The sequence below is a fragment of the Pseudomonas sp. DTU12.3 genome, from assembly GCF_004124275.1.
GTDB classification, from domain to species: Bacteria; Pseudomonadota; Gammaproteobacteria; order Pseudomonadales; family Pseudomonadaceae; genus Aquipseudomonas; species Aquipseudomonas helmanticensis.
Genome location: NZ_CP027218.1, coordinates 2,489,153 through 2,512,773, shown reverse-complemented (window position 1 = coordinate 2,512,773; position 23,621 = coordinate 2,489,153). Strand labels below are relative to the sequence as shown.

Annotated in this window: 11 protein-coding genes and 1 pseudogene; 6 read left to right on the top strand and 6 right to left on the bottom strand. The window is 62.0% G+C overall.

From position 1 onward, the window contains the following. Nucleotides 1-48 precede the first annotated feature (48 nt). From C2E19_RS11405 to C2E19_RS11390, 3 genes and pseudogenes are all read left to right on the top strand, one after another. Complete coding sequence (locus tag C2E19_RS11405) at nucleotides 49-588, top strand: sigma-70 family RNA polymerase sigma factor (protein WP_129391846.1); 540 nt, start codon at nucleotides 49-51, stop codon at nucleotides 586-588. Then, nucleotides 585-1,277: an anti-sigma factor domain-containing protein gene (locus C2E19_RS11400; protein WP_129391843.1), complete on the top strand. Its 693-nt coding sequence runs from the start codon at nucleotides 585-587 to the stop codon at nucleotides 1,275-1,277. Before C2E19_RS11405 ends, C2E19_RS11400 begins: the two co-directional genes overlap by 4 nt. 203 nt (nucleotides 1,278-1,480) lie before the next feature. After that, nucleotides 1,481-1,762 (top strand): annotated as a pseudogene (locus C2E19_RS11390) (hypothetical protein); the annotation flags it as partial. Nucleotides 1,763-1,836: 74 nt separating this feature from the next. On the opposite strand, the gene C2E19_RS11385 reads toward C2E19_RS11390, so the two are convergent. Then, entirely contained in the window at nucleotides 1,837-2,928 is a 1,092-nt protein-coding gene (locus C2E19_RS11385; protein WP_129391837.1) for a DUF1615 domain-containing protein, read from the bottom strand. Between the two features lie 273 nt (nucleotides 2,929-3,201). Between C2E19_RS11385 and C2E19_RS11380 the strand changes: the two genes are divergently transcribed. Next, nucleotides 3,202-5,406, top strand: coding sequence for a TonB-dependent siderophore receptor (locus C2E19_RS11380; protein ID WP_129391834.1), 2,205 nt, complete (start codon nucleotides 3,202-3,204; stop codon nucleotides 5,404-5,406). A 313-nt stretch (nucleotides 5,407-5,719) separates the two neighbouring features. After that, the gene (locus C2E19_RS11375) at nucleotides 5,720-7,255 is read left to right on the top strand and encodes an FAD-dependent oxidoreductase (RefSeq protein ID WP_129391831.1); all 1,536 of its coding nucleotides are present in this window, start codon (nucleotides 5,720-5,722) and stop codon (nucleotides 7,253-7,255) included. A 77-nt stretch (nucleotides 7,256-7,332) separates the two neighbouring features. Here the strand turns inward: C2E19_RS11375 and hemB are convergent, their stop codons facing one another. Then, entirely contained in the window at nucleotides 7,333-8,307 is a 975-nt protein-coding gene (gene hemB / locus C2E19_RS11370) for a porphobilinogen synthase (RefSeq protein ID WP_129391828.1), read from the bottom strand. Nucleotides 8,308-8,556: 249 nt separating this feature from the next. After that, nucleotides 8,557-9,255, bottom strand: coding sequence for a glutathione binding-like protein (locus tag C2E19_RS11365; RefSeq protein WP_129391825.1), 699 nt, complete (start codon nucleotides 9,253-9,255; stop codon nucleotides 8,557-8,559). Between the two features lie 332 nt (nucleotides 9,256-9,587). Between C2E19_RS11365 and C2E19_RS11360 the strand changes: the two genes are divergently transcribed. Further along, nucleotides 9,588-10,262, top strand: a complete 675-nt coding sequence (locus C2E19_RS11360) for a histidine phosphatase family protein (RefSeq protein WP_129391822.1) — start codon at nucleotides 9,588-9,590, stop codon at nucleotides 10,260-10,262. A 133-nt stretch (nucleotides 10,263-10,395) separates the two neighbouring features. On the opposite strand, the gene mnmH is transcribed toward C2E19_RS11360, so the two are convergent. The 3 genes from mnmH to C2E19_RS11345 form a co-directional block, all read right to left on the bottom strand. Further along, on the bottom strand, nucleotides 10,396-11,499 hold the full coding sequence (gene mnmH, locus C2E19_RS11355) for a tRNA 2-selenouridine(34) synthase MnmH (protein ID WP_129391819.1): 1,104 nt from the start codon (nucleotides 11,497-11,499) through the stop codon (nucleotides 10,396-10,398). Beyond that, a complete protein-coding gene (gene selD, locus C2E19_RS11350; protein WP_129391816.1) occupies nucleotides 11,499-12,533 on the bottom strand; it encodes a selenide, water dikinase SelD in 1,035 nt (344 codons plus the stop codon). Before selD ends, mnmH begins: the two co-directional genes overlap by 1 nt. A 193-nt stretch (nucleotides 12,534-12,726) precedes the next feature. Continuing rightward, nucleotides 12,727-23,259 (bottom strand): autotransporter-associated beta strand repeat-containing protein, encoded by a 10,533-nt coding sequence (locus tag C2E19_RS11345; RefSeq protein WP_129391813.1) that lies wholly within the window; start codon nucleotides 23,257-23,259, stop codon nucleotides 12,727-12,729. Nucleotides 23,260-23,621 lie beyond the last annotated feature (362 nt).

Here is a 23,621-nt window from a genome sequence, read left to right as displayed (position 1 = left end):
GGAATGGGTTGTCTGGATGTTTGGGGAATGTGAGCTAGATTGCACGACATGTCTTTAGCCCGATCCACGTTTGATTACGAAGCCCGTCTCGCCGCCTGCGCGCGCGGCGAGCGTGCGGCCCTGCGCGATTTGTATGTGCAGGAAGGCCCGCGTCTGCTCGGCGTGGCCAAGCGGCTGGTGCGCGATTCGGCGCTGGCGGAGGACATCGTTCATGAGGCGTTCATCAAGATCTGGAACGGCGCGGCGGGGTTCGATCCGGCGCGGGGTTCGGCGCGTGGCTGGATGTTCAGCGTGACCCGGCATCTGGCGCTGAACCTGCTGCGCGATCAGGGCCGCGAGACGTCGCTTGGCGATGAGCATGAGTCGCTTGGCGATGACGAAGACGATGGTTTTGACGCCCAGGCCCATTCGGCACGCATCCATCGCTGCCTTGAACAGCTTGAGCCACAACGTCGCAATTGCATCCTTCACGCCTATGTCGACGGCTATAGCCACGCACAGATTGCCGCACGTCTCGACACGCCGCTGGGCACCGTCAAAGCGTGGATCAAACGCAGCCTCAACGCATTGCGGGAGTGCATGGGATGACCACTGAATCAGCGCAGGAGCGTGATCAACTGGCTGGCGAATATGTGCTCGGAACACTGTCGCCGGAACAGCGGACCGAGGTGCAACGACGCTTGCCAAACGAACCCGAATTGCGCACGGCGGTGGATGCCTGGGAACGGCGTTTGCTGGAGCTGACGGATCTGGTCCCGTCGCAGCAACCGTCGGCGCTGTTGTGGCCACGAATCGAACGCAGCATTGATCGGCTCTCGCAGCAAACTTCGACAACTTCATGGTGGAACCTGCTGCCACTGTGGCGCGGTTTGAGCGCCGTCGGTTTGGCCGCAACGTTGATACTGGGCACGATCCTGCTGACCCAGACCACGCCGCCACCGAGCTATCTGGTGGTGCTGGTCGCGCCGCAGGACAAGGCGCCAGGTTGGGTGATCCAGGCGAGCAATTCGCACGAGATTCAGTTGATTCCGCTGGGGCTGGTTGAGGTGCCGGCGGACAAGGCGCTGGAGTTCTGGACCAAGGCCGATGGCTGGCAAGGGCCGGTGTCGTTGGGGTTGGTCAAACCCGGGCAGGCCTTGTCGGTGCCGCTGGACAAGTTGCCGCCGTTGCAACCGAACCAGTTGTTCGAGTTGACGCTGGAAGGCGCCAACGGTTCGCCGATCGGCAAACCGACCGGGCCGATCCAGGCCATCGGCCGCGCCGTCAAAGTGCTGTAATCCCCCATGTAGGAGCTGCCGCAGGCTGCGATCTGTTGATCTTGTTTTTTAAGGGCAACATCAACAGATCGCAGCCTGCGGCAGCTCCTACATGAACCATCATCGGTGTCGATGTTTACCATCACGGCAATGAAGTTCTCATAAAAAATCTCCGGCGTAACATCAGCTCCATACCAACCAACAACACCCCGGAGCACACCCTCATGAAACGCCAGACTCTTCTCGGTATCGCTTTCTCGGTCTTCGCTATCAACGCTTTCGCCGCCACCCCGGCGCATACCATGATCGCTGAAGGCGGTTCGGACAAACTGATTGAAAGCCGTGTGGCTGAAGGTGGTTCGGATCGTTTGCTGGAACGTCGCGTCGCTGAAGGTGGTTCGGATCGGCTGCAAGAACGTCGCGTTGCTGAAGGTGGCTCGGATCGTCTGCTCGAACGTCGCGTTGCTGAGGGCGGTTCGGATCGGCTGCTTGAACGTCGCGTTGCCTGAATGCATGGCGGCAAGCGCAACACCCCAGAGAAACCCGGCTCCCTTGGCCGGGTTTTTTATGTCTGGCGGCTTTATCCGGCCTTGGCCATGCAGCGTTTGTAGCGCTCGTCCACACGCTTGGCAAACCACGCCGTGGTCAGTTTTCGGGTGATTTTCGGGCTTTGCAGCACAATCCCCGGCAACACTGCACGCGGCAGCTTTTTACCCTCCGCTTGCTCAGCCAGTTCGAACACCCGTTGATAGAGTTTGGTTTCTTCGAATTCGAGGGTTTTGCCCTTCTCCAGTTGATCGCGAATGCTCGGGTTGCGCATGCCCAATGACTTGCCGAGGGTGCGCACCGCCAGTTCGGTGCTGCCGGGCATGATCGAGTCGTAGCGAATCAGGTCGCCGTCCAGCGCCAGCGGGATGCCCGAGGCGCGGCTCACCGCGTTTTGAAACGCCGCGTTGCGGCTGGCGTACCAACCGGCGTTGAAGTCGGCGAAGCGATACAGCGGCTCGCGGTAACTCACCGGATAGCCAAGCAAGTGGGCGATGCCGAAATACATACCGCCGCGCCGGCTGAACACTTCGTGACGGATCGTGCCGTCCACCGGGTACGGATAATCCTTGGCGTGCTGTTCGGCAAATTCGATGCTGACCTGCATCGGTCCGCCGGTGTGTACCGGGTTGAAGCCGCCAAACAGCGTGCGGCCCATCGGCACCCTGCCGATGAAGTCGTCGAAAATCGCGCTGAGTTCTTTTTCACTACGCGCCGCGTTCAGGCGTTCGCTGTAGGTCTTGCCATTGGTTGAGCGCACTTGCAGCGCGCCACTGACCAACAAGCCGGGAATGTGCACTTTGCCGGCGCGGCGGTCGATTTCGTCGCGGGCGATCTTGCCCAGGCCGGGTACCGTGGGGTCGGCCTGAAAGGTCGATTCCTGTTCGGCGACAGCCAGTACCGAGCACAGATTCTGCGTGGTCGGGCTGATGTTCTGCGCGGCAAACGCGGCGTAGATGTCAGTGGCCCAACCTTGCCGGTCAGGGGTTTTCGCCGGCATCAGCCGGACGATTTCGGCCTTCACTTCGGCGGGTGCACGCGGCACCGGTTCGCTGCTGCGCTGGCCAGCGCAACCGGCGAGTACCAGCAATGTCGCAAGCGTGATCGATAATCGATGGTTGTGCATGTTGCTCCATCCAGTCCATTAAGCCCGAACACCATACACAATCCGTGTAGGAGCTGCCGCAGGCTGCGATCTTTTGATTTTGATTTTAAAAAAACAGATCAAAAGATCGCAGCCTGCGGCAGCTCCTACATGGTGTTATGGGGAGTAGTGACAAACTGATTGCAAAACGTTACTGAGAAAACATATCATTTGCACCTGGAGTCGCATTTGCGCAAGGAGTTCCCGCGCCGCCCTTACTTTTTCTCACCGGCCGTGCGCCTCCAGGTACGAAACATGCCCGCTCCAGCCCGAATCGGCGTTCCTTTTCGCCCGACGCTTCTTGCCCTGCTGTGCTCCCTGACCGTTACCGCTCACGCCGCCGAAGGCGATAACAAAGAGTTGGTGCTGGACAACGTCAACATCAACGCACAAGCCCCGACGCCAGACGCCCTGCCCCCGGTTTACGCCGGTGGTCAGGTTGCTCGCGGCGGTCAGTTGGGCGTGTTGGGCAATCAGGACATGATGGACGTGCCGTTCAGCGCCGCGTCCTACACTGAACAACTGATCCAGGATCAGCAGGCCGAAGACGTCGCTGACGTGCTGCTCAACGATTCCTCCGTGCGCCAGGCGTCCGGTTTCTCCAACCAGGCGCAGATCTTCATGATCCGTGGCTTGCCGCTGACCGGCGATGATATTTCCTATAACGGCCTCTACGGCGTGCTGCCACGGCAGATCATTTCCACCGACGCTCTGGAGCGCGTGGAAGTGTTCAAAGGCCCGAACGCCTTCATCAATGGCGTGACCCCAACCGGTTCCGGCATTGGCGGCGGCGTCAACCTGCAACCAAAACGCGCCGGTGACGTGCCGTTGCGCCGCTACACCACTGACATCAATAGTGAAGGCCGCGTCGGTCAGCACTTCGACATCGGCCAGCGTTTCGGTGAAGACAACCGCTTCGGCGCGCGGGTCAACCTGTCCCAGCGCGAAGGCGACACCGCCATCGATCACGAGAACCAGCGCTCGAAACTGTTCGCCATCGGCCTCGATTATCGCGGTGATGCCCTGCGCCTGTCCGGCGATTTCGCCTACCAGAAAGAACGCGTCAACGGTGGCCGTAACTCGGTCAACCTTGGTACTGCCACGCACATTCCGGACGCGCCATCGGCTGACACCAACTACGCGCCGAAGTGGGGCTACACCGACATCGAAGACACCTTCGGCATGCTCCGCGCCGAGTACGATCTGAACGACAGCTGGACTGCCTACGTCGCCGGTGGTGCCAAGCACACCCGTGAAGTCGGGCGCTACAACTCGACCACGCTGGTCGGCAACAACGGCGCCTCGAACACCACTGGCTCGTTCATTCCGCATGACGAAGACAACACCAGCGTCATGGCCGGCCTCAACGGTAAATTCAACACCGGCGCGGTCAGCCACAAGCTCAACTTCGGCCTCACCGGCATCTGGGCCGAACAGCGCAGCGCCTACGATTTCGACCTGACCAAGTACGCCAACAACATCTATCACCCGGTGGAAGCGCCGTCGCCAGTCGGCAACTTCTCTGGCGGCGATGTCAACGATCCGGGCATCGTCGGCAAGACTTTCAACCGCAGCGCCGCAATCTCCGACACCCTCGGTTTCTTCGATGATCGCCTGTTGGTCACCGCCGGCCTGCGTCGTCAACAACTGGTCGTGCAAGGCTACAACTACGCCAGTTACGGCAGTGGCAGCCGCAAGTCGGCCTACGACGAATCGATCACCACGCCGGTCTACGGCATCGTCTTCAAACCGTGGGAACACGTGTCGTTCTACGCCAACCACATCGAAGGCCTGGCGCAAGGCCCAACCTCGCCGACCAGCACCGGCGGCTTGCGCGTGACCAACGGCAACGAGGTGTATGCACCGGCCCGCTCCAAGCAGACCGAGGCCGGGGTGAAAGTCGACATGGGCACCTACGGCGCGAGCCTGGGCGTCTATCGCATCGAGCAACCGAGCGACGGTTACTGCGAGATCAACAGCGCCACCACCTGCACCTACGTGCGTGAAGGCGAGCAGGTCAATAAAGGCGTAGAAATGAACGTCTTCGGCGAACCGATCAGCGGCCTGCGCCTGATCAGCGGCCTGACCTTGATGGACACCGAACTGAAGAACACCCAGAACGGCGCCAACGATGGCAACCGTGCGATCGGCGTGCCGACCTTCCAGTTCAACGCCGGCGCGGATTGGGATGTGCCTGGCCTGCAAGGTGTAGCGCTGAATGCGCGGATGCTGCGTACCGGTGGTCAGTACGCCGACGCGGCGAACAATCTGAGCCTGCCGACCTGGAACCGCTTCGACGCTGGCGCGCGTTATGCGTTCAAGGTCTCGGAGAAGGACGTGACCGTGCGTCTGGGCGTGGAAAACCTGGCGAACAAGAAGTATTGGGAATCGGCACAGGGTGGGTATCTGACGCAGGGTGAACCGCGTGTGGCGAAGTTGTCCGGCACTATTGATTTCTAACGCTGAAAAAAGCCCCTCACCCTAGCCCTCTCCCGGAGGGAGAGGGGACTGACTGGAGTGTTCTTTCGAGTTACGCCGACCTGAACCATCGTGTCGAACTCAGGTTTTGAAAGCCCCCCAATCGGCTCCCTCTCCCTCGGGAGAGGGCTGGGGTGAGGGGCCCGGATCTACGCCACGCAACAGTCCCCCTGCCGAACACCCGAAAAAGGCCCCGCAGCCTCACCGCTGCGGGGCCTTTTTCCGTCTGGCCGATCAACTGGCCACCCGCTCCTTCTGATCCATACTTGCTGCACAGCAAACGAAGGACAATCCCATGAACCGCAGCGACGTCCTGATCATCGGCGCCGGCCCCACCGGCCTGGTGCTGGCTCTGTGGCTGAGCAAACTCGGCGTGCGCGTGCGCATTATCGATAAAACCTCGGCGCCCGGCACCACCTCGCGGGCGCTGGCGGTGCAGGCGCGGACGCTGGAGTTGTATCGCCAGCTCGATCTGGCCGACACCGTGGTGCGCAACGGCCATCGCGTGGCGGCGGCGAATTTCTGGGTCAACGGCAAACCGGTTGCGCAGTTGCCGCTCAATCGCATCGGCGAAGGCCTGACGCCTTACGCGTTCGTCGAAATCTTCCCGCAGGACGAACACGAACGGCTGCTGATCGATCGTCTCGAAGACTATGGCATCACGGTGGAACGCAACACCACGCTGGAAAGTTTCGAGGAAAACGGCGACGGAATTACCGCACATTTACGCCTGCCCGATGGTGAGCAGGAAGTCTGCCAGGCCTGCTATCTGGCCGGTTGCGACGGTGCCCGCTCGGTGGTGCGCAAAACCCTCGATGCGGATTTTCCCGGCGGCACCTATCAGCAGATTTTCTATGTCGCGGATGTGCTGGCGAGTGGGCCGGCGCTGAATGGCGAGTTGCATCTGGACCTGGATGAAGCGGACTTTCTCGCGGTGTTTCCACTGGCCGGCGAAGGCCGTGCACGGTTGATCGGCACCGTGCGTGACGAGCGCGCGGATTGTGCCGAAACCCTGGAGTTTTCCGATGTCAGCAGCCGTGCCATCGAACACCTGAAAGTGCACATTGAGGACGTCCACTGGTTTTCGACTTACCGCGTGCATCACCGCGTCGCCGAACACTTTCGCCAGGGCCGCGCGTTTATGCTCGGCGATGCCGCGCATGTGCACAGCCCGGCAGGCGGTCAGGGCATGAATACGGGTATCGGCGACGCGATCAATCTGGCGTGGAAGCTGGCGGCGGTGCTCAGTGGCGGCGCCGAAACGAGCCTGCTCGACAGCTATGAAGCCGAGCGCATCGCCTTCGCGCGCCGGCTGGTGTCGACCACCGACAAGGTCTTCAGTTTTGTCACCGCCGAGGGTCGTCTGGCCGATCTGCTGCGCATGCGCGTGGCACCGTTTCTGATCCCGAAAATGGCCTCGTTCGAAGCCAGCCGCGAGTTCCTCTTTCGCACCGTGTCGCAAGTCACCCTCAACTATCGCGGCATGCCGCTGAGCCACGGCACCGCCGGCCACGTGCACGGCGGCGACCGCTTGCCGTGGGCGCATGATGGTGAGGGGGACAATTACGAACCGCTACGCCAGCCGTGCTGGCAAGTGCATGTGTATGGCGACACCAGCGACGAGATGATCGCCTGGTGCCACGAGCATCATTTGCCGCTGCATGTGTTCGACTGGCGCCCGGCGTTTGAAACGGCGGGGTTGGGGCGTAACGGCTTCTACCTGCTGCGTCCGGATACCTATGTGGCGATTGCCGACAACAGCGCCGACCCGAAAGTGATCGAACGCTACTTCCGCGATCACGGCATCCGGCCTTTCTTCAACGGTTCATAAAAAAGATCGCAGCCTTCGGCAGCTCCTACAGGGAATATGCAGGAGCTGCCGAAGGCTGCGATCTTTTGATCTTTAAATCAGATCCCGGCCAACGCCAGATCCATCGCAAAGTAGGTGAAAATCAGATCCGCACCCGCGCGTTTGATCGCGCCGAGGCTTTCACGCACCACACGATCTTCATCAATCGCCCCGGCCTGCGCGCCGAACTTGATCATCGCGTACTCGCCACTGACCTGATACGCCGACAGCGGCAAGTTCGAGGCTTCACGAATGTCGCGGATGATGTCGAGGTACGCGCCGGCCGGTTTGACCATCAGCGCGTCGGCACCTTCCTGCTCATCGAGCAGCGATTCACGCAGCGCTTCGCGGCGGTTCATCGGGTTCATCTGATAACTTTTGCGGTCGCCCTTCAGCGCGCTGCCACCGGCCTCGCGGAACGGGCCATACAGCGCCGAGGCGAATTTGGTCGAATAGGCCATGATCGGAATCTGGGTGAATCCGGCCGCGTCCAGTGCCTGACGAATCGCCCGCACCTGGCCGTCCATCGCCGCCGACGGCGCGATCACGTCAGCACCGGCGTGGGCCGCTGCCACGGCTTGTTTGCCGAGGTTGATCAGGGTCTGGTCGTTGTCGACTTCATGGTGGTGCATCACGCCGCAGTGGCCGTGATCGGTGTACTCGCAAAAGCAGGTGTCGGACATCACGATCATTTCCGGCACGGCATCCTTGGCGATGCGCGACATGCGCGAGACCAGGCCGTCTTCGCGCCAGGTATCACTGCCGTTGCCATCCAGATGATGCGACACGCCAAAAGTCATCACCGATTTGATCCCGGCACGGGCATAGCGCTCGATCTCGCTGGCCAGTTTGCGCTCGGGAATACGCACCACGCCGGGCATGCTTTTGATCGGCACGAAGTCGTCGATTTCTTCTTCGACGAAAATCGGCAGCACCAGATCGTTCAGGCTGAATTCGGTTTCCTGGAACAGGCTGCGCAGGCTCGCATTGCGGCGCAGACGGCGGGGACGTGCTTCGGGGAACTGACTGGACATGGGGCCTTTCCTGAAAAAACGGCAGATGAGACGAAAGTCGTAGGGGGCGAAGCTTATGCCTTGCGGGGGTTGCGGTACAAACCTGGATCAATCAAGAGTGCATTACCGGGCACGCAATAATCCCTGTGCCGCAACACCAATCCACTGTGGGAGCGGGCTTGCTCGCGAAGGCGCTGTGTCAGCAACAGATCCGTCAACTGACCGGATGCTTTCGCGAGCAAGCCCGCTCCCACAGGGGGATATGGGGGGTCAGGAGGGGATCGTCAGGCCACGGATGACCGCCGGGCGGGCAAGGAAGCGCTCGAGCACGCGGGTGACGTTGGGGAAGTTCTGGATGCCGACCAGATCACCGGCCTCATAGAAGCCGATCAGGTTGCGCACCCACGGGAACGTGGCGATGTCGGCAATCGTGTAGCGCTCGCCCATCAGCCAGTCGCGGCCTTCCAGGCGGGTATCGAGGACTTTGAGCAGGCGTTTGCTTTCGTCGACATAACGATCACGCGGGCGCTTGTCTTCGTAATCCTTGCCGGCAAATTTATTGAAGAACCCCAACTGACCGAACATCGGGCCGATACCGCCCATCTGAAACATCAGCCACTGCAGGGTTTCATAGCGCACCGCGCCTTCCTGCACCAGCAACTGACCGCTTTTGTCGGCGAGGTAAATCAGGATCGCGCCGGACTCGAACAACGGCAGCGGCTGATCCTCCGGGCCATGCGGGTCGAGGATCGCCGGGATCTTGTTGTTCGGGTTCAGCGAGAGGAACTCCGGCGACAACTGATCATTCTGGTCGAAAGCGACCTTGTGCGGCTCGTACGGCAGGCCGATTTCTTCGAGCATGATCGACACTTTGACGCCGTTGGGGGTCGGCAAGGAATAGAGCTGAATCCAGTCAGGGTACTGCGCCGGCCATTTCTGGGTGATCGGGAACGCGGACAGATCGGTCATGGGAAGCATCCAGTCACAAATTGAACCCCGATCATAATGTAGGAGCTGCCGCAGGCTGCGATCTTTTGATCTTGAGCCTTCATGCAGGATCAAAAGATCGCAGCCTGCGGCAGCTCCTACATGAACCGTAACATCCTGTGGTTAAGCTGCGACCAGACCGTTGGAGGTTGCCGCTAAAGTGCGGGATCGAACCAAATCGGCCTCAGTGGACTCTGAGCTAGGTCTTTGTAGCAGAGGAAGCTGGTCACGACAGGGAAAACACTCAGTGCTGGAAGCCTGCGGTGTAAAGGTTTGTCAGCCTTAATCGAATTTGCTGAAGAACCCCTTATTCCATGACGAACCTGATGAGATTCGCCAAACGCTTCAAACATCGCGCCTATGTGGCGCTGCCCTCGCTGCTGGCGGTCAGTGCGTTAATGCTGTCGCTGGAATCCAGCGAAAGTCGCGCGCAACCGGTAGACGGAACACAGACCCTGGTGTTCCTGCGCCATGCCGAGAAACCTGCCGGCGGTCTCGGCCAGCTCAACTGCCAGGGTTTGAACCGCGCGATCGACCTGTCGACACTGCTGCCGGAAAAATTCGGCAAGGCCGATTACGTGTTCGCCGCCAACCCGACGCGCAATGTCGAGGAAGGCGAGCTGGACAACTCCTACAGCTACATTCGTCCGCTGATGACCATCAGCCCGGCGGCAATCAAGCTTGGCCTGCCGGTGAACATCGAGTTTTCCGCCAATGACACCAGCGATCTGGCCCGCGAACTGACCGCCGACAAGTATCACAACTCGACGATTTATACGGCGTGGTCGCACGGTTATCTGCCGGAATTGATCAACAAGGTTGCCGGCAAAGCCGTTGGCGGCAAGCAGAGCATCACCGACGACTGGTCGGGTGATGACTTTGACTCGCTGTATGTGCTGACGCTGACCTGGCACAACGGCAAGGCGAGTTTGCAGAGCCATAGCTACAAGCAGGGGCTGGATCATGGCAAGGAAACCTGCCCGACCTGAGTCACTTGTTGCCTTTACGAGCCTCATCGCTGGCAAGCCAGCTCCCACAGTTATCGTGGATATCCATAATCTGTGTACACCCACAATACCTGTGGGAGCTGGCTTGCCAGCGATGAGGCCGGCAAAAACACTGTCAATCTTTCTGGTTCACCCGCTCGCGCAAATACTCAAGCACCGCCCCACGCTCCCCGGCAAACTCGATCCGCCCGCCCTTCTTCTCGCGCTGAAACACATACATCGGGTCGTAATACTCGCGCAGCAAACCCTCGATCCAGCCACGATGCAGATCCACCGCACCGCTGCGCGCCTGTTCGATCAACGCCGCTTCCATCAACAGCAACATTCGCTGATGACGCTCGCCACCAAGGCGTTTCTGCACGTTGTTGAGGCTTTCCAGCAGCCGCTCCGAGAACAAGGTAAAGCCCTCCTCCCCATGCACCGTCGCAAATTCCGCCGAAAGATCCACCACGTAATCGCGCAGAATCCGCTCCACGCGATCTTCGAAACGGTCTTCGAGCCAGATCATCGGGTACTGCTGCATACCCTGATACAACGGTAGCGGCAAGGCACAACTGCCGACCACCCGGCTCTCATCCTCCAGCACGAACTGCTCGATACCGGCATCACGTTTTTTCAGAATGTCGATGGCCAGACGGTTTTCAAAATCGATGTTCGACGGCTGCCCGGTGGCGCGTTTGCCGAAACTGGAACCGCGATGATTGGCGTGACCTTCCAGGTCCAGACCATTGCGCAACTGCACCAGCACTTCGGTCTTGCCGGTGCCGGTCATACCGCCGAGCAAAACGAAATCACATTGCGTGATGGCCTGCTCGGTGGTGTCGATCAGAAAGTTGCGCATCGCCTTGTAACCACCGCCGACGCGCGGATAGTCGACACCTGCTTCGTCACGCAGCCACTGTTGAGTAATCTGCGAACGCAGGCCGCCACGAAAACAATAGAGATAACCATCAGGATGGGCGCGGGCGAAATCAGCCCAGGCCTGGATGCGCTCGGCCTTCACCGCGCCGCTCACCAGTTGATGGCCCAATTCGATGGCGGCCTGCTGACCGTGTTGCTTGTAGCAGGTGCCGATTTTTTGCCGTTCGAGGTCGTTCATCAGCGGCAAGTTGATCACGCCGGGGAACGCGCCTTTGTCAAACTCGACCGGCGCACGCGCATCCATCAGCGGCCGGTCGTTGAGGAAAATGTCTCGGTAGTCAGTGCAGTCGCGGAGCATCAGATCACCTCGACTGCGTTCGTCTGTCGCTCAACCAGTTCGCCGATTGGCGCCAGGTTCAGGCCCAGTTCGGCGGCGACACGAAGGAACTCGGCATCGCCCTCGGGGGTGACGGCAATCAGCAGGCCGCCACTGGTTTGCGGATCGCAGAGCACGCGTTTGTGCAGCTCCTGCACACGCCCGACCTTGCTCGCATAGCTGTCGAAATTGCGCAGCGTACCGCCAGGTACGCAGCCCTGATCGAGGTAATACTCGACGCTGTCCAGCCGTGGCACGCGGTCATAGGCGATGCGCGCGGTCAACTGGCTGCCGTCCGCCATTTCAACCAGATGCCCAAGCAGGCCGAAACCAGTGACGTCGGTCATCGCCGTGACACCGGCCAGTTTGCCAAAGCGGCTGCCGGGTTTGTTCAACGTGCACATCCAGTCGCGAGCGACGCCAACGTCGGCGGCGCGCAATTTGCCTTTCTTCTCGGCCGTGGTGAGGATGCCGATGCCCAGCGGTTTGGTCAGGTACAACAGGCAGCCGGCGGTGGCGGTGTCGTTGCGTTTCATGTGACGTTTTTCCACCAGACCGGTGACGGCGAGGCCGAAAATCGGTTCCGGCGCATCGATCGAATGCCCGCCCGCCAACGGAATGCCCGCCGCGTCGCACACCGCGCGGCCGCCACGAATCACTTCACGCGCGACTTCCGGCGCCAGCACATTGACCGGCCAGCCGAGGATCGCAATCGCCATCAGCGGATCGCCGCCCATCGCGTAGATATCGCTGATCGCGTTGGTGGCGGCAATGCGGCCAAAATCGAATGGATCATCGACGATCGGCATAAAGAAGTCGGTGGTCGAGACCACACCGCGCTCGGCATCGATCTCGTATACCGCCGCATCATCACGCGAGGCATTGCCGACCCACAGTTTCGGATCGAGGTTCTGCGCACCGCTGCCGGCCAGGATCACTTCGAGCACCTGCGGGGAAATCTTGCAGCCGCAACCGGCGCCGTGGCTGTATTGGGTCAGACGAATCGGCTCGCTCATGGGGAGTTCTCTGGCAGTTAATGGGGCCGATTCTAGCAGAGCCCGGACAGCCGGACCGAAAGCCACAGATCAAAGGATCGCAGCCTGCGGCAGCTCCTACATAGATCCCCTGTAGGAGCTGCCGCAGGCTGCGATCTTTTGATCCTGAAAAAAAACCGCCCTCACGGGCGGCTAAAAGTGCTTCGACCCTTAATCAGAAGCCAAGGCTGAAGCTCACCGTCATCGCATGGTCATTGTTGTCATTCGACAGTTGCCCCGAATAACCAATGCCCAGCTTGCCGGTCGGGCTGATCTGGAAGTCGACACCCGCTTCGACAATCGCGCTGTCCTTGGCAATCGGCACGCCCTGCGTGCTGAACGAGGCGCCGCCGTCGATGAAGCTCAGGTCGGCGTCAGGCTTGGTGTCGCCAAAGGCATGCCGCCAGCCGATGGCCGCGCGCGGGGTGAATTGCCCGCCGTTGGCCAGGGTGATGACTTTGCCGGCGCGCAAGCCGAGGGTCGAGAAGGTGATGTCCTGATCGGCCTCAGCCCTCAGACGCCCCTCCCCGCCTTTTTCCTTGGCCTTGTCGCTGTCGTAGTTGACGTACGCCAGGCCGGCGAAGGGTTCCAGGGCAACCCCGGCGGCTTCAATCGTGTAGCCAACTTCACCGAATACCTGCGCGCTGCGGGCGTCGTAGTCAGCCTTCAACCGGTCGTTGTAAGTCCCGACGCTGACGTCGCGTTTGGTTTCGATGTCGTGCCAGCTGTACGCCGCGCCAAGGCGCACCGCCAGAGCATCGAACTGCGAGTTGAGGTATGCCGCCAGGTGGTAGCTTTCGACGGTGGCATCCGAGCGACGATCATGGGCATCGAGGTCGCTGCGGGTGTAACCGGCGGCCATGCCCACGCGCCACTGGTCATCGAGCTGCTTGTCGGTGCCGAGCATGAAACCGCTGAGGTTGCGATCGAGTTTCGCGCTGTTGCTGTCGCCATCCGACTCACCCCAAGCGCCGAGGGCGCGGGCCCAGCCGACCATTTCGCCGTGGCAACCGTTGCTGCTCAACTGGTTGTCGCTCGGTGCCAATGCACGGCGTGGATCATCGGCTGCGCTGCACGACGGCTGGCGCATACGGTCGTTGACCGCTTCGCGCACGTATCGCGAATCTTCGAGGATGGCGCTGGCGGTGCTGGCGTGGATCTCCCCGGACAGACTGTCGAAGGCATTACGCGCCCCGGCGACACTGAGGTTGACGATTTGGTTCTGCAACGCCGCGCCCGCTGCACCGTTGCGCATCAACGCCGAGGCAGTGTTGCGCTGGTTTTTGGTAGCGGCGACATCGACAAAGGAATTGCCGTTGCGACTGACCACCAGATTGACCGCGTCGGCGTCGTACACCAGTGCCGAATCGAGGAACGCGTATTGCGGCAGGTCTGCGGCGCTGAAGGTCCCGACCACACCGCCACCGGCGGTGATCAGCGAGTACACGGCATTGCCGGTGAACGGTGCCAGCGAGTTGACTTGCAAGCCGCCGCCCAGCGTCGCTGTGCCACCGACCGCCAACGGCGTGGCGGTTGGCGAGCTGACGGTCAGGGCCAGTACGCCGTCGGAGGCGTTGGTCAGGTTGCCGGCGACACTCAACGTGCCCGCCTCGGAACCCGATTGCACGACGCCGTGGTTGACGACCGAGCCGACGCTGCCGTTACCGCTCAGACCGGCGCCATTGGCCACGGTGACTTGCCCGCCCAACGACGCCCGCGACGAGCGGCTGCCGACTTGCAGCACGCCTTGATCGACCGCCACAGTGCCGCTGAACGGGTTATCGCCGGTCAACTGCAAGGTGCCGGTGCCGCGTTTGGCCATCGCGCCTAGACCGCTGAGGCGCCCGTTGAACTGGCCATTGGCGTTCTGCTGGAACACCAGCGTGGCGTTGTCTGTAATGTTGCCCTGCAAGCTGGTGGAGTTACCGACCAGCGTACCGCCACTGACCGTGGTGCCACCGCTGTAAGTGTTGGCGCCGCTCAATACCAGCGTGCCGGAATCAAGCTTCTCGATACCGCCGGTGCCCACCAGCGGTACGGAGATTTCTGCACTTGCGCCAGAGTTGACGCGTACCGGTGCGAGGCTGCCGTCCGGCCCGTTGACCGGCGTCAGGCTGCCACCGGCACCTGCCGTCAGGCTGTAGCCATTGGCGAGGAATTGCAGGCCGGTGAAGTTCTGATTGCCCTGCACGGTGACCGTACCGCCCTGCCCGCCAAATACCGCGAACTGACCGTTCGACGCCAGCGCCTGAGTACCATTCGGATCGGTCCAGTTGGTGCCAGGCCCCCATACGCCGCTACCGCCGCCGATGCTGCCATCCGGATTGGTCTTGCCACCGTTCCAGAACTGCACCTCACCCGGCGTACCTTGCACCAGCAGGTTGATCTGGTTGGCGATGGCGGTTTGCAGCGTCAGATTGCTTGCCGACACCGGCAGGCTGCCGTAGACCAGACCGTTGTCGGTCAGGCTGCCGCCGTAGCTGAACAGTTGATAGACACCGGTCCCGAAGCCGCCGGCGTTGCTGACATTCAGCGTGCCGTCGAGGGTCAGGTTGCCGGCCACGTTGACCACGGTGGTCGAGCTGGTCGCCGAGCCGAGGCTGAAGTCCAGATTGGTCCCCGACGATAACGCCAGCGCACCGACCGACAACGGCGTCGCCGTGCCGCCGCCGACCAGCGTTGCTCCGTTGGCCAGTTGCACAGCACCGCTGAGCTGGCCACCGCCCGCCAGTTTCGCACCGCTGGCAACGTTGACATTGCTGCTGTTGAGCACGCCATTGACCCGCAGCGTACCGGCCTGCACCGCCGTGCTGCCGGTGAAGCCGTTGTTGCCGCTCAGGAGCAATTGACCGCTGCCGGTTTTGTTCAGCGTGCCAGCGCCGGTGAGATTGCCGGTGTAGCTGCCATCGGCGTTTTGTTCGAAGGTCAGCGTGGCATTGTTGACGATTGCACCTTGCAGGCTGCTGGTGTCGCCACGGGTGCTGCCGCCGTTCAGCGCAGTGCCGCCGCTGTAGGTATTGGCGCCGCTGAGTACGAGGTCGCCAGAACCGTTTTTCAGCAGACTGCCGTTGCCAGTGATCGCGCCGATCAGCGTGGTGTTCTGATTGCCGGCAAGGGTCAGTTGCGCGCCGAGGTTAATGGCGTTAGCCAGTTGCAGCGTCGAAGTGCTGTCGAGCGTGCCGTTGCCGGCCACGTTCAATGCACCGCTGCTGATCGCGCTATTGTTGCCGAGAATCAGCGTACCGCCAGCGAGTTGAGTGCCGCCGCTGTAGCTGTTGTTGCCGTTGAGGGTCAGGCTCGAAGCGCCGGCCTTGAGCAGGCTGCCGCTGCCGCTGACGTCGCCATCCAGGGTCAGGGCGTTGGAGCCGGCGACGGTCAAGCCACCGTTGACCACCACATCATTGGCCAAGGTCACAGCGGCGTTGCTGTCCAGCGCCGTGCCATCGGCGGCGGTCAAAACGCCTGTGCCGAGCGCAGCGTTATTACCCACCACAATCTTGCCGCCATTGAGCGCGGTTCCGCCGGTGTAGCCGTTGGCCGCGTTGAGCACCAGCGTACCGGTGTCGTACTTGCCGAGGGTGCCTGCGCCGTTGAGCGCGACGCCAATGGTAGCCGTGGCGTTCGGATCGACGCGGATCGAAGCGTTGCCCATCGAACCGTTGACCAGATTCAGCGAGCCCGCCGTGCCGTTCACCAGGCTGTAGCCGTCGGTGACGAACTGCATGCCGGTGATGGTTTGCGCGCCGTTGACGGTGACCGTGCCGGCCGCGCCCTGGAACACCGCGAAGTTGTTGCCCCAGCCTTGGTTGGTGGTGCCGTTGACGTCGGTCCAGTTGGTGGTGCCAGTCCCCCAGGTGCCGCTGCCACCCTCGACCGAACCGTTGGCGACCAGCTGATTGCCGTCCCAGAACTGCACGGTGACGCCCGGTGCAGTCACCAGCAGGTTGATCTGATTGGCCAGCGCGGTTTGCAAGGTCAGGTCGCCCGGCGTCACGCTGCCCGGCACGGTTCCGATCAGCATGCCGTTGTCGGTGAGGCCGCCGGTGTAGTTGATCAGGCGATAGACGCCGCTGCCGAAGCCGCCGATATCAGTGACGTTGAGGTTGCCGTCGAGGGTCAGATTGCCGCCGACGTTGACCAGCGCATTGCCGCCACCTGCGACCGGTGTGCCAAGGCCGACGTCGAAGTTGGAGTTGCCGTTGAAGGTCAGCGAACCGACATTCAACGTGCTGCCGGTAACGCCCGCCAGATGAGCGCCATCGGCCACCGTCACGGCACCGCTCAAGGTGCCGCTGCCACCGAGGGTGCCGCCGTTGTTGACCAGCACATTGCCGCTGGCCAGCGAGCCGTTGACCTGCAGGGTGCCGGCGTTGACGTTGGTGTCGCCAGAGAGGGTGTTGATGCCCGTCAGGGTCAATGTGCCGCTGCCCAGCTTGGTCAACCCGCCCGGATCGATACCGTCCCTGAGGACGCCAGCGAATGTACTGCTCTGGTTGTTGCCTCCAATGCTCAGGGTGTCAAAGTCACCTATGCCCACCGTGCCGTCACCGGTCAGGCTGCCGATGCTGGTCGAATCACCGATATTGAGCGTGGTACCGGCGGCGAGATTGACACTAGCGTTATCGCCCAGCGCGGTGCTGCCGACGGTGTTCAGGCTGCCTCTCAACACATCGATCAGACCGTTGAAAGTGTTGTTGCCACCAAGACTCAGTACCGCCAGGCTGTTCATGGTCAGCGTGCCGCTACCCGCAATCACGCCGTTCAGGCTCAGGGCGTTGTCACCGGTGACGCTCAAATTGGCGTTGACGTTGATGTTGTTGGCCAGTGTCCGTGGTGCGCTGTTAGCGATCGTTGCATCGCCCGCGACCGTCAACGCGCCGCTGCCCAATGCGCCGTCAGTGCCGAGCGTCAGCGTACCGGCGTTCAGCGTGGTGCCGCCCGTGTAAGTATTGATGCCGGTGAGCGTCAGGTTCGACGCGCCGTTCTTGATCAACCCGCCCGCGCCACTGACCACACCCGCGAGGGTCAGGTTATTGCTGCCGGTGTTGCTCAGATTGGCGTTGAGCACGACGTTGTTGCCCAGGCTCAACGCACTGTTGCTGTCCAGCGCCGAGGCACCGGCCACGGTCAGGTTGCCCAGACCCAGCGCCGAGTTGCTGCCGGCGGTCAAAGTGCCGGCGTTCAGGGTGGTGCCGCCGAGGAAGTTGTTGTTGCCGCTGAGGGTCAGGTTCGATGCGCCGTTTTTGCTCAGACTGCCGGCGCCATTCACAGTGCCAGCAAGCGTCAGATCCGCCGTGCCGACGATGCCGAGATTGCCGGCCAGGTTGACCGCGTTGTTCACCAACACCGCCGTGCTGGCATCCAGCGTGGTGCCGCCCGCCGCGTTCAACGTGCCGGAACCCAGCGCCGAGTTCGACGCCAGAATCAGCCCGCCGGCATTCAGCGCGACCGGGCCGAGGAAGGCGTTATTGCCGCCAAGGGTCAGGTTGGCCGCGCCGTTCTTGATCAGGCCACCGGTGCCGCCGATGACGCCGTTGAGGGTCAGCGCATTGCTGCCGACCACGGTGAGGTTGCCGTTCAGTGTCGCGGCGTTGGCCAGGGTCACCGCCGCGTTGCTGTCCAGTTGTGTGCCGGCATTCGCCGTCAACGTGCCGGTACCCAGCGCAGTGTTGCTGCCGACGATGATTTTGCCGCCGTCCAGTTGCGTGCCACCGGTGTAGGCATTGGCGCCGCCGAGTACCAGCGTGCCGCTGTCGAGTTTATTGAGAATGCCGCTGCCATTGATATTGGCGTTGATCGTCGCCGTCACGCCCGGATCGACGCGCAACGAAGTGGTACCGCCAGTGCCGTTGACTGCAGTGAGTTGCCCCGCCGCGCCGTTGACCACGTTGTAGCCATCGGTGAGGAACTGCATGCCGGTGAAGGCTTGCGTGCCGTTCACCGTCACGGTGCCAGCGGTGCCTTGGAATACCGCGAAATCACCGGCCCACGGCTGGTTGATCAGGCCGTTGGCATCGGTCCAGTTGGTGCCGACCGCGTTCCACGTGCCGCTGCCGCCATCGACCACACCGTTGGCAATGGTCTGGCTGCCGTCCCAGTAACGGATATTGACGTTCGGTGCCGACACTTGAATGTTGATCTGATTGGCCACGCCGGTCTGTACCACCAGATCGCCGAGGCCATAACCGACCGGCACGCTGGCGACATCCAGACCCAGATTGGTCAGGGCGCCGGTGTAGTTGAACAGGCGATACACACCGACACCGAAACCGCCGGCATCGGTGACGTTGAGATTGCCGTTGAGGGTGAGGTTGCCGCCGACATTCATCAGCGACGTGGTCGACGGTGTTGCCAACGCGACATCGACGTTGCTGCCGGCCGCGAGAGTCAACGCACTGGCAGACAGTTGGTTGCCCGACGACAAGGCCAGATGGCCGCCGCTGTTGATGTTGACGCTGCCAATTGCCGAACCGGTGCCGGTGAGGGTACCGCCGGTGTTGACGTTGACCTGCGCACTGGCCAGCGAACCGCTGAGGTCGACGGTACCGCCATTGATCGCGGTGTTGCCGGTGATGCCGTTGATCCCGGTGAGGTTCAAGGTGCCGCTGCCGACTTTGACCAGGCCACCGCTGCCACTGAGATCGCCGTCGAAGGTGCTGGTGACGTCGCCGCTGCCGACGGTCAGCAGGTTGCTGCCGGTCAGTTGCACACTGCCGCTGCCGGTCAGCGCACCGAGGCTGGCGTTGCTGCCCAGATTGAGCCCGGCGCCGGCGCTGATGTTGACCCCGGAGGTATTGCCCAAGGCGTTGTTGTTGAGCGTGGTGACGCTGCCGGAGATGATGTTCAGCGCACCGGTGAAGGTGTTGTTGCCCGCCAGGGCCAGGTCAGACAAACCGTTTTTGGTCAGGTTGCCGGCACCGTCGATGATGCCGTTCAAGCTCAAATCGTTGTTGCCGGCGACGGTCAGCCCGGCGTTCAAAGTGATCGCGTTGCCGATGCCGAACGACGCGCTGTTATCCAGCGTCGCCGCGCCGCCGACGATCAATGCGCCGCTGCCCAGACCGTTGGCATTGCCCAAGGTCAGCGTACCGGCATTCAAAGTGGTGCCACCGCTGAAAGTGTTGTTGCCGTTAAGGGTCAGATTGGCAGTGCCGTTCTTGATCAGTGGGCCAGTACCGCTGGTGACGCCGCCGAGGGTGAGATTCTGCGTGCCGCCCACGGTCAGTCCGGCATTCAGGGCGACCGCGTTGTTGAGGCTGACCAGCGGCGAGTTGCTGTCCAGCGTCGACGCGCCAGCGACGGTCAATGCGCCAGAACCCAATGCCGAACTGTTGCCGACGGTCAGTGTGCCGGCGTTCAGCGTGGTGCCGCCGAGGTAGTTGTTGGCGGCGTTGAGAATCAGATTGGCCGTGCCGTTTTTCACCAGGCTGCCGGCACCGCTGACCAGACCGGTCAGCGTCATATTCGCTGTGCCGCCGATGTTCACGGCGCCGGCCAGCGCGACGGCGTTGTTCAGGCTGACGGCCGTGTTGGCGTCCAGCGTGGTGTTGGCCGCCGCGTTCAACGTACCGGAACCCAGCGCGGTGTTACTGCCGACGATCAGTTTGCCGGTGTTCAACACGGTGTTGCCAAAATAAGTGTTGGCGCCGTTGAGGGTCAGATCGGCAGCGCCGTTCTTGGTCAGCCCGCCGATTCCGGCGACCACGCCGCCGAGGGTCAGCGCATTAGTGCCGCCCACAGTCAGAGTGCCGGTGAGGTTGACGTTGTTGGCCAGCGTCGCGGCGGTGCTGGCGTCTAGGGTGGTGCCGTTCGAGGCGTTGAGTGTGCCGGTACCGAGGGCGGTGTTGGAGCCGACAATCAGCGAACCGGCATTCAGCGCCGTGGTGCCGGTGTAGGTGTTGTTGCCGCTGAGGGTCAGGCTCGAAGCGCCGGTTTTGATCAGCCCGTTGCCGCCACTGATCACCCCGCCAAGGGTCAGTGCGTTGGCGCCGCCGGCGGTGAGGTTGGCGTTGAGAATCACGTTGTTGTTCAGGGTCACGGCCGAGCTGCTGTTGAGCGTGCCCGCGCCTTCCACCGACAAGGCGCCAGTGCCCAGTGCTGCGCCGTTGCCGACGGTGAGGCTGCCAGCATTCAGCGTGGTGCCGCCGCTGTAGGTGTTGGTGCCGTTAAGCGTGAGATTGGCGGCGCCGTTTTTCACCAGTTGGCTGGCGCCGCTGATCACCCCGCCGAGGGTCAGCGCGTTACTACCGCCGATCCCCAGGCTGTTGTTGAGGATGACGGCGTTGTTCAGGGTCACCGCCGCATTACTGTCGAGGGTAGCTACACCGCCCACGGTGATGTTGCCGCTACCCAGCGCCGCGTTGGCGCCTGCGGTGATCGTACCGGCGTTCAGCGCAATGGCACCGAGAAAGGTGTTGGCGCCGTTGAGAATCAGGTTGGCTGCACCGTTTTTAGTCAGCCCGCCGCTGCCGCTGACGATGCCGCCGAGGGTCAGGTTAGCGCTGCCGCCGACATTGAGATTGCCGCCGAGCGAGACCGCGTTGGTCAATGCAACTGCGCTGCTGGCATCGAGTGTGGTGCCCGCCGCCGTGGTCAGTGCGCCGGTCCCCAGCGCCGTGTTGGAGCCGACAATCAGCGTGCCGGCATTCAGTGCGGTGCCGCCGGAGAAGGTGTTGTTGCCGCTGAGGCTCAGGTTCGCCGTGCCGCTCTTGATCAGGTTGCCGGCACCGCTGACGACGCCGCTCAAGCCCAATGCCTGGGTGCCGCCAATGGTCACGCCGCCGGCCAGTGCGACGGCATTCGCCAGTGTCACCGCAGCAGTCGCATCCAGCACAGTGCCGGCCGCCGCACTCAGTGCGCCGGTCCCCAGCGCGGTATTGCTGCCAACGAACAACGTGCCGGCATTGAGGGCGGTGTTGCCTGAGTTAGTGTTGTTGCCGGTCAGGGTCAGGCTGGCGGTGCCGGATTTGGTGATGCCGCCAGTGCCGCTCAACACGCCGCCGAGGGTCAGCGCATTGCTGCCGAGCACGTTGAGCGCGCCGGTCATGCCGATGTTATTGGCCAGCGTCACGTTGGTGGTGCTGTCGAGGCTGGTGCCGGCGGCGGTGTTCAGCGCACCGCTGCCCAGCGAGTTGTTATTGGTCACCAGCAGGCTGCCGGCGCTCAGGGTGGTGGTGCCGGTAAAACCGCTGTTGGCGCCGCTGACCGTCAGGCTGCCGCTGCCGGTTTTGGTCAGGCCGCTGCTGCCGCTGATCAAGCCGCCGAGCGTCAGTGCGCCCGTGCCGCCGGCCGTCAAGGTGCCGCCGAGGTTGATGGCGTTGGCCAGGCTGATGGTGCCCGGTGCGCTCAGCGTTGTCGCGCCGGTGACGTTGAGGCTGCCGGTGCTGAACGCCTGATTGTTGCTGACCTGCACGGTGCCGCCATTGAGCGTGGTGTTGCCCAGATAGGTGTTGGCAGCGCTGAGGTTCAACTGGCTGGCGTCGAGTTTGGTCAGGCCACCGCTGCCGGAAATCACCCCGCTCAGCGTGGTCGCGTTAGTGCCTTGCACCGTCACGCCGCCAGCGCCGAGGGAGATCAGGTTGCTGATGTTCAACCCGGCATTACTGGCCTGCAGAATCCCGCCGTTGGACGTGAGCACGCCGCTGCCGAAGGTGGCGTTGTTGTTGAAATTGGCGATACCGCCGTTGAGCGTGGTCGCACCGCTGACCAGTGGCCCCTGCAAGGTCCAGGTGCCGCTGTTGAGGGTCAGGTTGTTGAAGTTGACGTAGGTGGCGCTCGATGCCGTGCCCGTCCCGGTGATACCGCCGCCGACGCCGCCCGGGTTTTGCAGGATCAGACTGTTGGTGCCGCCCAAACCACCATCGACCGTGCCGGTCGGAGCGAACGTCAGGTTGATGTTGATCAGGCCGCCAAGCCCGACACTGACTTGCACGCCGTCACCGACCTGCACCGAAGAACCGGTCACCGCGGTGAAGGTGTTGGTGCTCCCCGCGCCCATCGACACACCGCCGGTAATCGCACCGGCGTTGGTGAAGGTGTTGCCCGCCGCTGAGGTTTCGAAGGCAATACGGCCGTTGATCACACCGGTGTTGCTGTTGGTCATGTTGACCTGCGAGCCACCGTAGACGCCGATCACCGGAGTATCGGCCAGGGTGATGCCACCGATCGAGAGTCCGGTCGAAGTGATGGTGCCGTTGTTGGTGAGGGTGGTGGTGCCGGCAGCGGCGTTGTTCACCGCGATGGCCAGGCCATTGACGCTGGTCAGGTTAAGCCCAAGCAACATGCCGGTACCGCGCATGATCGCGCCCGTATTGTTGAGCACATTGACCGTGCTGGTCGCGCCGTTCCCGATAAATGCACCGCCGCTCAACACCGATATCAGCCCAAGGACTGCCGGATCCATGATGCCGGAGTTGTTCAGGGTGATGCCGACCCCCGTCAGATCCATGACATGCCCGCCAAGGGTCGCGTTCATCTGCGCGCCGCTGTTGACGTTGACCGTCAGGTTGTTCGTGGCACTGGCGAAGTCGTTGGGAACCAGTGGCAGTGGCGGCACCCCCGTGCACGTCACGATTGAACCGGCCGTGGAGCATGTGGCCAGCGCAGGGGCACTGATCCCGCCGAACAGCAGCCCGGCGACGCTCAGATGCACAGCAAGGGAAAGAGGGGAAAAACGCGAAACGAGGGCAATACCAAACCTTGCTTCCACGGGCTACTCCTTGTCGTGGCCAATTTCTTCCTTGAATGCGTGCAAAGCCGCGCTTATTCCACACGCGAATCAAGACTGCGACGGTCATCACAAAACCGTTGATTGGGGACAAAGCTAGTAGACGCCCGGCAATGGGGCACGGATTAAATGGTGTTAATACTTTAATACTAGAGGCGTCTGGAATAAGCGTTTCAGCCCGTATCCACGGGGCTCCAACCCGCCGCAGCCACCTGTAGGAGTGAGCCTGCTCGCGATAGCGGAGTGTCAGTTAACGGATACTTTTCTGACACACCGCCATCGCGAGCAGGCTCACTCCTACAGGGGTTTTGCGGTAATCAGGTATTGCTGATCAGTCCGTCAGT